The 15,101-nt window shown below is 39.5% G+C and carries 10 protein-coding genes; 9 read left to right on the top strand and 1 reads right to left on the bottom strand.

All coding sequences use genetic code 11. From position 1 onward, the window contains the following. Positions 1–676 precede the first annotated feature (676 nt). On the bottom strand, positions 677–3,499 hold the full coding sequence (locus tag D0T49_RS11635) for a pitrilysin family protein (RefSeq protein WP_163631669.1): 2,823 nt from the start codon (positions 3,497–3,499) through the stop codon (positions 677–679). Between the two features lie 246 nt (positions 3,500–3,745). Between D0T49_RS11635 and D0T49_RS11630 the strand changes: the two genes are divergently transcribed. From D0T49_RS11630 to leuB, 9 genes are all read left to right on the top strand, one after another. Next, a complete protein-coding gene (locus D0T49_RS11630) occupies positions 3,746–4,144 on the top strand; it encodes a hypothetical protein (protein ID WP_163631666.1) in 399 nt (132 codons plus the stop codon). 55 nt (positions 4,145–4,199) lie between these two features. Further along, positions 4,200–5,024 carry a 4-(cytidine 5'-diphospho)-2-C-methyl-D-erythritol kinase gene (gene ispE / locus D0T49_RS11625; protein WP_163631663.1) on the top strand — a complete coding sequence of 275 codons (825 nt, stop codon included), beginning with the start codon at positions 4,200–4,202 and terminating at the stop codon, positions 5,022–5,024. A 229-nt stretch (positions 5,025–5,253) separates the two neighbouring features. Further along, positions 5,254–7,440, top strand: a complete 2,187-nt coding sequence (recQ, locus tag D0T49_RS11620) for a DNA helicase RecQ (protein WP_163631660.1) — start codon at positions 5,254–5,256, stop codon at positions 7,438–7,440. Positions 7,441–7,862: 422 nt separating this feature from the next. Continuing rightward, a complete protein-coding gene (locus tag D0T49_RS11615) occupies positions 7,863–9,356 on the top strand; it encodes a 2-isopropylmalate synthase (RefSeq protein WP_163631657.1) in 1,494 nt (497 codons plus the stop codon). A gap of 130 nt (positions 9,357–9,486) precedes the next feature. Continuing rightward, a complete protein-coding gene (leuC, locus tag D0T49_RS11610; protein WP_163631654.1) occupies positions 9,487–10,875 on the top strand; it encodes a 3-isopropylmalate dehydratase large subunit in 1,389 nt (462 codons plus the stop codon). A gap of 62 nt (positions 10,876–10,937) precedes the next feature. Next, complete coding sequence (locus tag D0T49_RS11605) at positions 10,938–11,294, top strand: four helix bundle protein (protein WP_163631651.1); 357 nt, start codon at positions 10,938–10,940, stop codon at positions 11,292–11,294. A gap of 57 nt (positions 11,295–11,351) precedes the next feature. Further along, positions 11,352–11,945, top strand: a complete 594-nt coding sequence (gene leuD, locus D0T49_RS11600) for a 3-isopropylmalate dehydratase small subunit (RefSeq protein WP_163631648.1) — start codon at positions 11,352–11,354, stop codon at positions 11,943–11,945. An 83-nt stretch (positions 11,946–12,028) separates the two neighbouring features. Next, positions 12,029–13,531 carry an alpha-isopropylmalate synthase regulatory domain-containing protein gene (locus tag D0T49_RS11595; RefSeq protein ID WP_163631645.1) on the top strand — a complete coding sequence of 501 codons (1,503 nt, stop codon included), beginning with the start codon at positions 12,029–12,031 and terminating at the stop codon, positions 13,529–13,531. A gap of 71 nt (positions 13,532–13,602) precedes the next feature. Beyond that, positions 13,603–14,676, top strand: a complete 1,074-nt coding sequence (leuB, locus tag D0T49_RS11590) for a 3-isopropylmalate dehydrogenase (protein ID WP_163631642.1) — start codon at positions 13,603–13,605, stop codon at positions 14,674–14,676. Positions 14,677–15,101 lie beyond the last annotated feature (425 nt).

Genomic DNA, 15,101 nt, shown 5'->3' with positions numbered 1-15,101 from the left:
ATATTAAATTTTAGTTTTGTGTTATCAAAATTTTCCTTCTCCGAATCCTATTTTTCTTCGTTAAGAACTATACAATACGTTTGAGAAATTAAATGACTTTTCGTTAATGCTATCCAAAAATGAGATAACTCACTGAAATACAGGTGAAAAGCGGAATTGGTGTTAAAATATGTAAAAGTTAAAAATAATTAAACTCATTTTGTTGGCAACGAAATTTGCTGAATTACAATAGGTTATGATTTTATCCCTGAGACTTGATTTTGCAGTATTTAGGGACTATTTATGGAGATTTTCAATTATTTCCTACTTTATCTCATGCGAATAAGTCAAAAAGAAAGGAGATATTTCTACTGTTAGAAATACCTCCTCCTTGATAAAATTTGTGCGACAACTGACTCTTACCACCTTATTCCATGTTGGTTGCAGATATAAAAAAATGTCCCAATAGGCGCAAGCGTGCAGCCTTATAAATACGAGGTAAAGAATTTGTTGCGATGGCTTGGAGTGAATACCTCACAGGTGCGGGGAGGTATTACCCTGTCGCTATGTGTAAAAATACGATGTCTTCCTTCCATGCTAAGAAATAATATGACACTGCCCAAAATAAATTCTATTCAAACAGAATTATTTTGGACAGTGTCTTTTATTGCAAACTTGGATTTTGTAATTTTAAATATTACTCTTTTGGCATCATTACTACTTCAAGCACATTGTTTTGTTCTGCAATCTGTTTCAATAAAGATTGGATCATTTCCTGATCCAGAGCTTCTACCGACTTCTTGTAATCAGTAACAAAGTCGATGTCGTTCTTATAATAATTGACCAAAGTTCTACGCCACCAAGGATTTTCATTCAAATCTTCTTCATATTGTTTCAACAGATTTTCTTTTACCTTCTGTAGATCATCAGCCCGTGGCCCGTTATTAATTATTTCGTTGATTTCCTGATGAATAATGCCAATCAACCTTTCTTGCTTTTCAGGGTCGGTGTCAAACTGCATTCTGATAACGGCTTGCTCCACAGGAATTTTGCTTAAGCCACTGTTAATTCTTACTCCATACGATCCTCCTTCTTTTTCGCGGATACTCTCCATGTAACGCATATTTAATATGTTTCTGATAGCGGTAATGGTGGTCATATTCTGTAAATTGTAAGGAATAGTGGCATTATACATAATGAAATTTGATGCTTTTTTTACCTGCATTTCCTTTGCGAAATAATTTTTCACATCTCCTTTGGCGTAACGTATATTACGGTCGACGTACGATTCTTTTCCTTTTTTCGATTTCAGTCCTCCTAAATAGGTGCAGATTATTTCCTTTGTGGCTTTATCATCCGGGTTTATATTACCTGTGAAAATGAATATGAAATCGGCAGGCATTGCAAATCTTGCCTTGTAAATCTCAATAGCTTTATCTTGGTCTATCTTGTTTATAGTTTCAAGATTGGTTGTAAGTAAGCGTGGATTATGACTTAACGAAGTAACATTGACCGAATCGGAAAATGCTGCCTGAGGGTCTTTATCGCGATTGGCTAAAGATGTACGGAACATGTTTGTCATAGCCTGAAACGCATTATCATCTTTTCTTGGGGCTGTGAAGTACAAATAAGTCAATTGCATCATTGTTTCAAAATCCTTGACGGAAGAATTACCGCTAAACCCTTCATCGTAGTTTTCTATATATGGTTTTACATTTACTATTTTCCCGGTCAGTAGTTTTTTAAGCTCTACATTGTTGTAGTCTGCCAATCCATTGTATTGAACAATCATAGTTGAGAAAGCAGCCGACGGCAGGTCTTCTACTTCATCTATTTTAGAAAGTCCTCCGTCGCTGTATGCAGTCATTAATATCTCATCCTGTTTGAATTTTGTTGGTTTGAAAATTACTTTTATTCCATTGCTCAACATCCATTCAGTAGTACCAAGAGCATTATTTTGTGTTACTTTTTTTACTTTACCTGCCTTGGGGGCCTTTTCTATCAATGGTTTGTTTAAATTATCTTCTTCTCTTGGCAACAAATCAGCTAATTTTACATTGGTTATAGATTCTAAAATTTGTTCTTCGCCGGGGATGATAACCTCCGGTTTTTCGGGTGCGGCAATAGAAACTATCATGTTCGAATCATCTTCGGGGATGAATGCTTTTGCAATCCGGTTTACCATGTCAACTTCTAATTGGGGCAACATCTGTTGTAATGATGTATATTCCCATTCGATACCGGGGATAGGCTCGTCAGTTAGGAAATGGCGCGCATATTCGCGTATCAACGAGTTGTTTTGTTGATTGTCGCGCTCGTTGTATAATTTTTCTAAGTGTGTTTGCATGTCAGATTTTGCTCTTTCCAACTCAGAGGAAGTAAAACCAAAACGTTTTACTTTTTCAGCTTCAAGCAATAATGCGTTTAGTCCCTCCAGCTCACGGCCTTCGTGTGGAACAACAATCAGGTGTAATGCATCTTTTGATTTTACCAATTCTCCATAATATGCAAAACCTGCTACAAACGGAGCATCGGCTTGCTGGGTAATTTCGTCAAACCGATTGTTCATCATCATTGAAATCAGCGAATTAATGGTATGAACCAAATAACCATTGACTGATAATTTGAACTCAGCAGGAAGTTTCTCTTGTTTATATTCCAAACCTATTTGTGTATTACGCGCTTCGGGGTCGGTAGCTATTGCAACTATGGGTTGTTCGTTATCATGAATAGGATAGACAGGGCGTTCGCCAAAGTTTTCTTTACGTGGTATATCAGCGAACAAAATTTTTATTTTTTCTTCAACTACATCCACATCTACATCTCCCACTACTAATACCGCTTGCAAATCAGGACGGTACCATCTATGGTAAAAATCGCGCAGAGATTGGTGGTCAAAGTTTTTGATAACAGCAGTGTCTCCAATAACGTCGCGTATGGCATATTGCGAATCAGGATATTTTGTTTTGTTTAGTTCTTTCCATAGGCGTCGGTTTGCTCCCTGACCCGTTCTCCATTCTTCGAGGATTACTCCTCTTTCAGCGTCAATTTCTTCTGCTTCCAATGCAATGAAGCTCGACCAATCATGTAAAACGAGCAATGCGCTGTCGATTACGCTTTCACGTACAGTCGGTACATTAGATAGATTGTAAACAGTTTCGTCAAGCGAAGTATAAGCGTTGATATTGGAGCCAAATTTTACTCCGATTGATTCAAAATACTCAATAATACCTTTGCCCGGATAGTTTTTAGTTCCGTTGAAGGCCATATGTTCGAGGAAATGAGCCAGCCCATCCTGATCATCATTTTCTAAAATAGCACCTACATTCTGTGCTATATAAAACTCGGCTCTTTCTTTTGGATTTTCGTTGTGACGGATGTAATAGGTAAGGCCGTTTTCCAACTGTCCATAACGAATTTTAGGGTCGATAGGAAGTGTTTGTAATTGTTGGGCAAATAAGTTTAATGATAAGGTTGCCAATAAACTTAAAACTACAATTTTTGATTTTTTTGTTATCATTTTTTTTGGCTTTTAAGCAGTAATTATGTGAAATATTAATGAACTTAGTTGCAAAGGAAATTATAATTTCGCTTATCTGACAATAAATTGTATAAGTTTTTCCAATAAAATTTGTTAATCGGAATATAAGTGTGTTTTTTATCATTCGAAAAAATGAATGATTTTATTTGTTGAATGAAACTTTTTTCGTTTCATTTGTTGTATAAAACAAAGATGTAGTTGTATCACAAAAAATATGAAAGAGAAATGGCAAGCAAAACAAAGGTAATTTCAATTATTTCGGTGTGCGTAGTTTTAATTTTAGCGGCATTTATATATTTCAAATTTTATTTTGTTTTTGGCGAAGGCGTAAAAGCCGGAGAATTAAACTATTTGGTGCACAAAGGTTATGTTTTTAAAACCTACGAAGGTAAAATGATACAAACCGGATTCCGTGGGCAAAAAGCAGGTACAATCCAGTCGTATGAGTTTGAATTTTCAGTGGTTAATAAGGAGCTTGCTGAGGAGCTTATGCGTTCGAGCGGAAAAACGTTGGAACTGCATTATAAAGAGTATTTGGGAGCTTTACCTTGGCGGGGATTCAGCAAGTTTGTGGTAGATAGTATTGTGGCTGTAGATGATGATATAAGGGTGGGCGACTTTTAAGGGTTTATTTATATAGATTCTTGTTTTATCTTTGCAGACAAATGAATATAATGCAATGATTGTACATCCCAATGCTAAAATAAATATAGGACTTAATGTTACCGAGAAACGGAGCGATGGCTATCACAACATTGAGACGGTTTTTTACCCTATAGGCCTTTCTGATGTTTTGGAAGTATCTCCATCCGAAACTTGTATTGATTATAGTTTTTCCTCAGATGGCTTTACGATTGAAGGTGATCCGGAAAACAACTTGGTTGTCAAGGCATATCGGTTGTTGCAGAGTGAATACGAACTGCCTGCTATTGATATTTCGCTGATAAAACAAGTGCCTTTTGGAGCCGGTTTGGGCGGAGGGTCTTCCGATGCTGCTTTCATGCTGAAAGTGTTGAACGACCTTTTTAATTTAAACTTGCCCGTAAAAAAGCTTGAGCAATTTGCAGTCGAATTAGGTGCCGATTGCCCGTTCTTTATTCGCAATAAACCTGTTTTTGCTTCGGGAACAGGAAATGTTTTCTCTCCTGTAAAACTGTCTTTGAAAGATTATTTTTTGATATTAGTAAAGCCCGATATTCATGTGTCTACCCCTCAGGCTTATTCGCTAATCACACCCCAAAAGCCGGAAACCTCACTCAAGGAGTTGATAACTACCCCTATGTCAGAATGGCGAAACCTGATTGTAAATGATTTTGAAAAACCTGTATTTTCTCTCTATCCTGAGATAGGAGAGATAAAGGATAATCTGTACAATTTAGGTGCCATATATGCTTCCATGTCGGGTTCCGGCTCGTCAGTATATGGTATTTTCGAATCTCCCGTCAAAGAGAGCGATGTGCAGATTTTTTCAGATTATTTTATCTCCGGCGGATACCTAAGTTAGAAAATCAGGATTTTATACCCCTTTTTTCAATAGCTTCCTTTGTTTTAGGCAAAATTTAGCCTAAAAAACTTGCAAATTCCAAATCTGTTTATAATTTTGTTTTTAAATAAGATTGGATTATTGAGTGAAAAATATTCAGAAGCAAAATTGTTGATAAAATTATGCTTAGGATTGTGATTTATTCGGGGAGAAGAATTACTTTCGCACTCCCATTTTTTGAGAGGTTTTTATGGCTCAAACAACAACATTAACTACATATCTTAAAAAATACTTTGGTTTCGATACGTTCAAAGGAACACAGGAGGCTATAATTCAAAACGTGCTTTCCGGAAAAGATACTTTCGTATTGATGCCTACAGGTGGGGGAAAGTCGCTTTGCTATCAATTACCCTCTCTGCTGATGGAAGGTACTGCCATTGTTATTTCGCCGCTTATTGCGTTGATGAAAAATCAGGTAGATGCTATGCGCAATTTCAGCGAAGAAGACGGGGTGGCGCATTTTATGAATTCCACTCTGTCGAAAAATGCAATTGAAATAGTAAAGAACGATATATTATCGGGTAAAACAAAATTGCTTTATGTTGCGCCCGAGTCTCTTACTAAAGAAGAAAACATAGATTTTCTGCATCAGGTTAAGATATCATTTTATGCAATAGATGAAGCACACTGTATTTCAGAGTGGGGACACGATTTCCGTCCTGAATACAGGCGCATCCGTCCTATAATTAATAATATAGGAGTCGCACCTATTATTGCGCTTACGGCTACAGCCACGCCTAAAGTGCAACATGATATTCAGAAAAACCTTGGAATGCTTAATACTACGGTGTTTAAGTCTTCATTCAACCGCTCGAACCTGTATTATGAAGTACGTCCGAAGACAAATGATGTAGAAAAAGACATTATTAAGTATGTACGTTCGCAAGCAGGCAAGTCCGGTATTATTTATTGTTTAAGCCGTAAAAAGGTAGAAGAATTAGCTGCCAACTTACAGGTAAACGGAATTTTGGCTCTTCCGTACCATGCAGGTATGGACGCTGCTGCACGAAGCGAGAATCAGGACAAGTTCCTGATGGAGAAAGTTCAGGTAATAGTAGCCACCATTGCTTTTGGTATGGGTATTGATAAGCCCGATGTCCGTTTTGTTATTCATTACGACATTCCTAAAAGTCTGGAGGGTTATTATCAGGAAACCGGGCGTGGAGGGCGCGATGGAGGCGAAGGGCAGTGTGTTACATTTTACTCGTACAAAGACCTTGATAAGTTGCGTAAATTTATGCAGGGGAAACCCGTAGCCGAACAGGAGATAGGAAACCAGCTATTGTTGGAGACTCAGGCATATGCAGAGTCGTCGGTATGCCGGAGGAAATTATTGTTACATTATTTTGGAGAAGAATATAATCAGGAAAATTGTGGAAATTGTGATAATTGTATGAAACCACGTAAAACAGAAGATACTCAGGAATTACTTTTATTGATATTAGAAACTATTCAGATTTTAAAAGAAAAGTTTAAGGCAGAACATATAGTAGATATTCTGAAAGGGAACGAAACCTCGGATGTGAAATCGTATGAGCATGACGAACTTGAAAACTTTGCTGCTGCATCCGACGAGGAAGAACGTTTCCTTCACGCTATTATACGTCAGGCTATGATAGCTGGATACATATCTAAGGATATTGAAACGTATGGTTTGTTGAAGATTACGCCTGCCGGAAAAGAATATTTGAAAAAACCTCAGCCATTTCCGGTGGTTAAGGATACTGATTTTGAGGAAGAAGATGAAGAAACAACCGCACGTACGGCAGGAGGAACATGTGCTGCTGATGATGTATTGTTCTCTATATTAAAAGATTTGCGGAAAAAACTATCGAAAAAACTGGAAGTTCCGCCGTTCGTTATTTTTCAGGATCCATCGTTGGAGGCTATGGCTACTACCTATCCTATCAGCATGGAAGAGTTGCAAAACATTCCGGGGGTAGGGGCTGGCAAAGCCAAACGTTATGGCGAGGAGTTTCTGAAAGTGATAAAAGAGCACGTTAAGGAAAACGAAATTGTGCGTCCCGAAGATTTGCGTGTTCGTACAGTTGCCAATAAATCGAAACTGAAAGTGGCTATTATACAGGCTATCGACCGAAAAATAGCATTGGATGATATTGCTATTTCAAAAGGGCTTGATATAAGCGAATTGCTTGATGAGGTAGAAGCCATTGTATATTCGGGTACAAAAATCAATATAGATTACTTTTTGGATGAGGTAATGGATCCGGACAGGGTTGACGAAATTTTTGATTATTTCAACTCGGCCGAGACTGACGATATTCAAGAGGCGTTGAACGAATTAGGCGAAGATGATTACAGCGAGACGGAAATTCGCTTAATACGGATAAAATTCCTTTCGGAAATAGGAAATTAATTTATTCGGAAAAAAATACCAAAAGAGGTGGATTATAATAAATTCACCTCTTTTTTGTTATAATTCGTATTAAATTAAGCGGTTGTGGTTTCAATTAAGAGTTTTGTGTTTGTTTTTCTTTTGAATTGAAAGATAAAAATAGAAAAAAATTACACTTTTGTATTGCGCGTTTGAAAAATAGCACTATCTTTGCATTGTGTTTGAAAAACAACAACACGAAGAATTGATATGAATTTTATTATTAACATACTAAGCATTATTATTCTCTTATGCCCTAAGACGAAGTGAGTTTGGTATGTAAATATGAAATAAGATAAAATATAAAAAAGCCTTTCTCACTGATATGAGAAAGGCTTTTTCTTTAGAAATATAAATTGTTTGCCGGTTTTAAAAAAAAGACCTGTAACTTCTAACTAAAAAAGATGGAAAGATTATTTATTTTTGATACCACGTTGCGCGATGGCGAACAGGTACCCGGATGTCAGTTAAACACAGTGGAGAAAATTCAGGTAGCCCGTGCACTGGAAGCTCTCGGTGTGGATGTGATTGAGGCGGGTTTTCCTATTTCCAGTCCGGGTGATTTCAACTCGGTAGTTGCGATTTCAAAAGCTGTTACTTGGCCCGTTATTTGCGCTTTGACCCGTGGTGTACAGAAAGATATTGATGTAGCGGCAGAGGCTTTGCAATATGCAAAACGCAAACGGATACATACAGGGATTGGTACTTCCGAATATCATATTAAATATAAATTTAACTCAACACAGGATGAAATTTTGGAGCGTGCCATTGCTGCCGTAAAATATGCTAAAAAGTATGTTGAAGATGTTGAGTTTTATTGCGAGGATGCTGGACGTACCGATAATGTATATCTGGCAAAGGTAGTCGAAGCCGTGATTAAGGCAGGTGCAACGGTGGTTAATATACCGGATACGACAGGTTATTGCCTTCCGACGGAATACGGTGAAAAAATCAAGTTCTTGATGGAGAATGTGAAAAGTATAGATAAAGCTATCCTTTCTACCCACTGCCACAACGATTTGGGTATGGCAACAGCTAATACTATTGCCGGAGTAATGAACGGTGCGCGTCAGGTTGAAGTAACGATGAACGGAATTGGTGAGCGTGCGGGAAACACTTCGCTTGAAGAAGTAGCAATGATTCTTAAATGTCACAAAGGCCTGAATATTGATACTCAGATTAATACTCAGAAGATATATTCGACCAGCCGTTTAGTTTCGAGCCTAATGAATATGCCCGTACAAGCCAACAAAGCGATAGTTGGGCGTAATGCTTTTGCCCATTCATCGGGAATCCATCAGGATGGAGTGTTGAAAAACCGTGAAAGCTATGAAATTATGGATCCTAAAGATGTGGGCATTGATGAAAATGCCATTTTGCTTACAGCTCGTAGTGGGCGCGCAGCATTGAAACACCGTTTGAGCGTACTTGGTGTTGAGGTGGACAATGGTAAATTGGATAAGATTTATGAAGAATTTTTGAAACTGGCCGACAAGAAAAAAGATATAAATGATGATGATGTGTTGATGCTTGCCGGTATGGAGCGTTCCGAACAACGCCGTATAAAATTAGATTACCTGCAAGTGACTTCGGGGGTAGGTTTAAAACCAGTAGCGAGTGTAGGATTACTTATAGCGGGCGAAAAATTTGAAGCTGCCGCTTCGGGCAACGGGCCTGTAGATGCTGCAATTAACGCACTGAAACAAATCATTAAGCGTAAAATGACATTGCAGGAATTTACCATTCAGGCTATCGACCGTGGAAGCGACGATGTAGGTAAAGTACATATGCAGGTAGAATATGATGGCTCGGTTTATTATGGCTTTGGAGCAAATACCGATATTATAGCCGCTTCGGTCGAAGCCTATATTGATGCGATAAATAAATTTGTGAAATAGTAGTTGTAATCTTATGACTATGAGAAGCCTAATTTTATATTTAAAACAAAATAATACAAACGAATAAAAAAATGTTGATTGTAGGCCTTCAACAAAGTAGTTGGCGGTTGATAGTTGACTATAGACAAAAATGAAAACTCTTTTTGATAAAATTTGGGATGCCCATGTTGTATCGTCGGTAGATGATGGGCCTACCCAGCTGTATATCGACAGGATGTACTGTCACGAGGTTACAAGTCCGCAGGCTTTTGACGGGTTGCGTAAGCGAGGATTGAAGGTTTTTCGTCCCCAGCAGATTACCTGTATGCCCGACCATAATATCCCTACTGTAAATCAGGAAAAGCCTATCGAAGACCCAGTATCGAAAAATCAGGTAGATACGTTGGATAAAAACGCTAAGGAATTTGGTGTAAATTACTATCCGATGGGGCACGAGAAAAACGGAGTTATACACGTGGTAGGGCCTGAAAACGGACTTTCGCTTCCGGGTATGACAATGGTTTGTGGAGATTCACATACTTCTACACATGGTGCAATGGGTGCGGTAGCATTTGGTATTGGCACAAGCGAGGTCGAAATGGTACTTGCTACGCAATGTGTGTTTCAGTCGAAACCCAAAACAATGCGCATTTTGGTGAACGGAAAGCTGAAAGAAGGTGTCACCCCTAAAGATGTGGCGCTTTATATCATATCAAAAATGACAACGGGAGGCGCAACCGGATATTTTGTGGAGTATGCAGGTGATGTGATTAAAAACATGTCGATGGAAGGTCGTTTAACAGTGTGTAACCTCTCTATTGAGATGGGGGCACGTGGTGGTATGATTGCTCCTGACGAGACTACCTTTGAATATGTGAAGGGCAGGGAATTTGCCCCGAAAGGCGAGGAATGGGAAAAAGCGCTTGCTTACTGGAAAACCTTGAAAACAGACGAAGGTGCTGTTTTTGATAAAGAAATATCATTTGATGCAGCGGACATTGAGCCAATGGTAACTTATGGTACTAACCCCGGCATGGGTATGGGGATAACCGAATCAATTCCAACGTTAGACCAAATAGATGCAGCCGGACGCGTTTCGTTTGAAAAATCATTAGACTATATGGGCTTCAAACCGGGCGAAAAGTTGTTGGGTAAGTCCATTGATTATGTCTTTCTTGGAAGCTGTACCAATGGACGTATCGAAGATTTCCGTGCATTTACCAATTATGTAGAAGGGAGGAAAAAAGCGGATAATGTTATTGCATGGTTAGTTCCCGGAAGTTGGGCGGTGGAGAAGCAAATAAAGGCAGAAGGTTTGGACAAAATTTTACATGATGCGGGATTCGAACTGCGTCAACCCGGATGTTCGGCGTGTTTGGCGATGAACGATGACAAAGTTCCGGCAGGAAAGTATGCCGTATCAACCTCGAACCGTAACTTCGAAGGACGTCAGGGGCCCGGAGCACGAACGATTTTGGCAGGTCCACTTGTAGCTGCTGCTGCTGCTGTTACAGGTCGCATCACCGATCCAAGAGGATGAATGAAATATGCCAATGTGCCAATGTGCCGATAAGAATAATATGCCAATGATTTTGATTTACAATGAAAGAGTATCCGACAGAAAATAAAATTTTAGATTTAACCTTTAATTTTGCATTGAAAATAATTTCATTTGTAGAAATACTGGAAGAGCATCGTAAATATACTATTGCTAAACAGTTAATCAGAAGTGGCACTTCTATTGGCGCTAATGCTCGTGAGGCACAAAATTGTGAGAGTAAAGCCGATTTTATTCATAAATTTAAAATCGCAGCTAAAGAAGCAGAAGAAACAGAATATTGGCTTTTGCTTTGTAAGTATTCTGAAAATTATCCATTTAGCGAGGAACTATTGGGTAATATAAAAGAGATTCAAAAAATAATAAATAGAATAATATATTCTGCCAAGTCTAATAGGTAGGTTTCAAACTTAATTGGCACATTAGCATATTAGTCATATTGGCACATTAAATAACATATGGAAAAATTTATAACATTAACATCAACAATAGTACCGTTGCCTATTGAGAATGTAGATACCGACCAGATTATCCCTGCCCGTTTTCTGAAAGCAACATCGAAGGAGGGCTTTGGAGATAACCTTTTTGCCGACTGGCGTTATGACAGCAATGGGGATGAGAAGAAAGACTTTGTGCTGAACGAGCCTAAGTACAAAGGGGCAGAGATATTAGTTGCCGGAAAAAATTTCGGTTCAGGCTCGAGTCGTGAGCATGCTGCTTGGGCGATAGCAGGGTATGGCTTTCGGGTAGTAGTGTCAAGTTTCTTTGCTGATATTTTTAAAAATAACGCAATGAATAATTTTGTGCTTCCGGTGGTTGTTTCAGAGCAGTTTCTTGCCGATATTTTTGATGCAGTGAAACAGGACACTAAAATGACTCTTACTATCGACCTCGAAGCACAAACGATAACCAACAATGCTACCGGAAAGTCAGAATCGTTTGCAATAAATACGTATAAAAAAGAGTGTTTTCTTAAAGGCTTGGATGATATAGATTACCTGTTGAGCAAGAAAGAGTTGATAGAGGAATACGAACATAAAAATTGCCAATAAATAATTTGCCAATAAGACTAATTTTTGATTAGCAACAGTATTGGCACATTGGCATATTTGCAAATTAGTCATATTTTTGAATTATGGTTGAAATAATGGACACAACTCTCCGCGATGGGGAACAAACATCGGGGGTTTCGTTTGCCGTGCAGGAGAAACTGGGAATAGTACGCCTCTTGCTCGAGGAGTTGAATGTCGACAGGGTTGAGATTGCGTCGGCACGGGTTTCGGAAGGGGAATATTCTTCGGTTAAGAAAGTAGCCCAATGGGCACGTACCAACGGGCATATCGACAAGGTGGAGGTGCTTGGGTTTGTTGACGGGCGTACTTCGCTCGACTGGATACGCAATGCAGGATGCAAAGTGCTGAACCTGCTTTGCAAGGGGTCGTTGAAGCATTGTACGCATCAACTGAAGAAAACGCCTGAACAGCATGCGGAGGATATTAAGCAAGTGCTTGCCAATGCTAAAAGCATGGGTGTTGACGTAAATATCTATCTCGAAGATTGGTCGAATGGGATGCAGGATTCTGAAGAATACATTTATTTCATGGTTGACGCATTGCAGCACGAACCTATTAAGCGCTTCATGTTGCCTGACACCTTAGGTGTGCTGAATCCGGAGCAAACTTACGAATTTTGCTGTAAGATGGTGGAACGCTACCCTAATTTACATTTTGATTTTCATCCGCATAACGATTACGACCTGGCAGTTGCCAATGTGTATGAGGCAGTGAAAGCAGGAGTGAAAGGTGTGCATGTTACGGTAAATGGGTTGGGTGAGCGTGCCGGAAATGCTCCTATTTCCAGCGTTGTAGCGGTGTTGCACGACCAGTTGAAAGTGAAAACCAATATCCGCGAAGAAAAAATTAATTCGGTAAGCCGTGTTGTCGAGTCATATTCGGGTATCCGCATCCCTGCAAATAAGCCTGTTATCGGCGAAAACGTGTTTACTCAGGTGGCAGGCGTACATGCCGATGGCGATAATAAACACTGCCTGTATTACAACGATTTATTGCCTGAACGCTTTGGGCGCGAACGCCAATATGCTTTGGGTAAAACTTCGGGCAAAGCCAATATACTGAAAAACCTCGAAAATCTGGATATGGAGCTTGACGAGGAAACCATGAAAAAGGTTACCGAGCGTATCATTGAGCTGGGCGATAAGAAGGAAATGGTTACGCAAGATGACCTTCCGTATATTATTTCGGATGTGTTGAAGAGTGAGGACGTAGAGCAGAATATCCGTATTATCAATTACTCTCTTTCGCTCTCGCGTGGGTTGAAGTCGCTTGCAAATATCGCTATCGAAATTGAAGGTAAAGAATATCAGGAATCATCGAGCGGTGACGGGCAATACGATGCCTTTATGAAAGCTCTGTGGAAAATATACGACCGTTTGGATAAGCCGCATCCTGTATTATTAGATTACAACGTAAGCATTCCCCCCGGTGGACGTACCGATGCATTGGTGCATACTATTATTACTTGGGATATGAACGGACATGTTTTGAAAACTTCGGGACTTGATGCCGACCAGGTAGAATCTGCTATTAAGGCAACTTTTAAAATGTTGAACCTGATTTAGCCGGAAAACTTGTTTGTTGCAGGTTGAGGAAAAACAATTATTATATGGAATTTTAAAATAACACATTATAGATGAAAACATTGAATATCGCAGTATTACCCGGCGATGGTATCGGACCGGAAATTGTAGAGCAGGCGTTGAACGTAACTAAAGCTATTTGCCGAAAATTCGGGCACGAACTAAAATACACACATGGCATAGTAGGAGCTACAGCTATCGACCAGGTTGGTGAGCCATACCCGCAGGCAACACATGATTTGTGTATGCAATCGGATGCTGTTCTTTTCGGGGCAATAGGCGACCCGAAATATGACAACAACCCTTCGGCAAAAGTGCGTCCGGAGCAGGGACTGTTAAAAATGCGCAAGGAACTAGGGCTTTATGCAAACATACGCCCTGTAACAACTTTTCCTTCGCTCATTCATAAATCTCCCCTGCGTGCCGAATTGGTTGACGGTGCTGATTTTATGTGTATCCGTGAGCTTACGGGCGGTATGTATTTCGGACGCCCTCAGGGTAGGAGCGAAGATGGTAATACAGCCTACGATACTTGTGTTTATACGCGCGAGGAAGTGGAGCGTATTCTTCATCTGGCGTACAAGTATGCCGGACAGCGCAGGAAGAAAGTGACCGTGGTGGATAAAGCTAACGTGATTGCTACTTCGCGCCTGTGGCGTCAGATAGCTCAGGAAATAGCTCCGCAGTATCCTGATATCGAAACGGAATATATGTTTGTAGATAATGCGGCGATGCGTATTATCCAGTGGCCTAAGAGCTTTGATGTATTGGTTACGGAGAATCTTTTTGGTGATATACTGACCGACGAGGCTTCGGTAATTACCGGCTCACTCGGAATGTTGCCTTCGGCCTCTATTGGATTACATACTTCAGTTTTCGAGCCTATACATGGCTCATATCCGCAAGCGGCAGGAAAGAATATTGCCAACCCGTTGGCTACTATCCTGTCGGCAGCATTAATGTTTGAATATGCTTTCGGGATGATGGACGAAGGTGCTCTTATTCGCGAGGCTGTTGCAGCCAGTATGGATGCGGGATTTGTTACCGAAGATATTGCGGATGGTGCAAAGCCGTATTCGACAAGCGAAGTGGGAGAGTGGATTGTAGATTATATAAATAAGAAATAAGAAATAAGAAATAAGAAATAAGAAGTAGGGATATATATAACCTTGTGAAAAAGAGAGAGAGTTTTTATGAAATATAAAGATTCTCTTTTTTGTATAATGTAAAAATTAAAAATGTGTGTATTGCTTTAATTCGTATCTGATATAAGATCAGGGTAGTCGTATCAGAATTATATTTTAAGTACCAAGTTCATCAGATATTTCTCTTTCGTTCTACAGTCTTCAAGTCCCTCTCTTTGAGAGAGGGATTTAGGGAGAGTTCTTAGTTTTCTTCGTCCTCCAGCCGGACAGGCTTTTACTTTTTTCTATAGCCAAAAAAGTAAACAAAAAGTTAACCTTGTTGAAGCACCTACGCTCAGCATAGCTCAAGCAAGCTTGACTCTGCTTTCGCTTAAACGGTGCATTCACCGCTACACCTGCTTCGCTAA

This window comes from Paludibacter sp. 221 (genome assembly GCF_010501035.1).
GTDB lineage: Bacteria > Bacteroidota > Bacteroidia > Bacteroidales > Paludibacteraceae > QVMH01.
The sequence above is the reverse complement of the archived record's forward strand: the minus strand, read 5'-3'. Positions and strand labels throughout refer to the sequence as shown.

What these genes read in the sequence shown, in the direction of transcription:
- D0T49_RS11635 (WP_163631669.1), bottom strand. Translation starts at nt 3,499, where the DNA reads ATGATAACAAAAAAATCAAAAATTGTAGTTTTAAGTTTATTGGCAACC.
- D0T49_RS11630 (WP_163631666.1), top strand. Translation starts at nt 3,746, where the DNA reads ATGGCAAGCAAAACAAAGGTAATTTCAATTATTTCGGTGTGCGTAGTT.
- ispE (WP_163631663.1), top strand. Translation starts at nt 4,200, where the DNA reads ATGATTGTACATCCCAATGCTAAAATAAATATAGGACTTAATGTTACC.
- recQ (WP_163631660.1), top strand. Translation starts at nt 5,254, where the DNA reads ATGGCTCAAACAACAACATTAACTACATATCTTAAAAAATACTTTGGT.
- D0T49_RS11615 (WP_163631657.1), top strand. Translation starts at nt 7,863, where the DNA reads ATGGAAAGATTATTTATTTTTGATACCACGTTGCGCGATGGCGAACAG.
- leuC (WP_163631654.1), top strand. Translation starts at nt 9,487, where the DNA reads ATGAAAACTCTTTTTGATAAAATTTGGGATGCCCATGTTGTATCGTCG.
- D0T49_RS11605 (WP_163631651.1), top strand. Translation starts at nt 10,938, where the DNA reads ATGAAAGAGTATCCGACAGAAAATAAAATTTTAGATTTAACCTTTAAT.
- leuD (WP_163631648.1), top strand. Translation starts at nt 11,352, where the DNA reads ATGGAAAAATTTATAACATTAACATCAACAATAGTACCGTTGCCTATT.
- D0T49_RS11595 (WP_163631645.1), top strand. Translation starts at nt 12,029, where the DNA reads ATGGTTGAAATAATGGACACAACTCTCCGCGATGGGGAACAAACATCG.
- leuB (WP_163631642.1), top strand. Translation starts at nt 13,603, where the DNA reads ATGAAAACATTGAATATCGCAGTATTACCCGGCGATGGTATCGGACCG.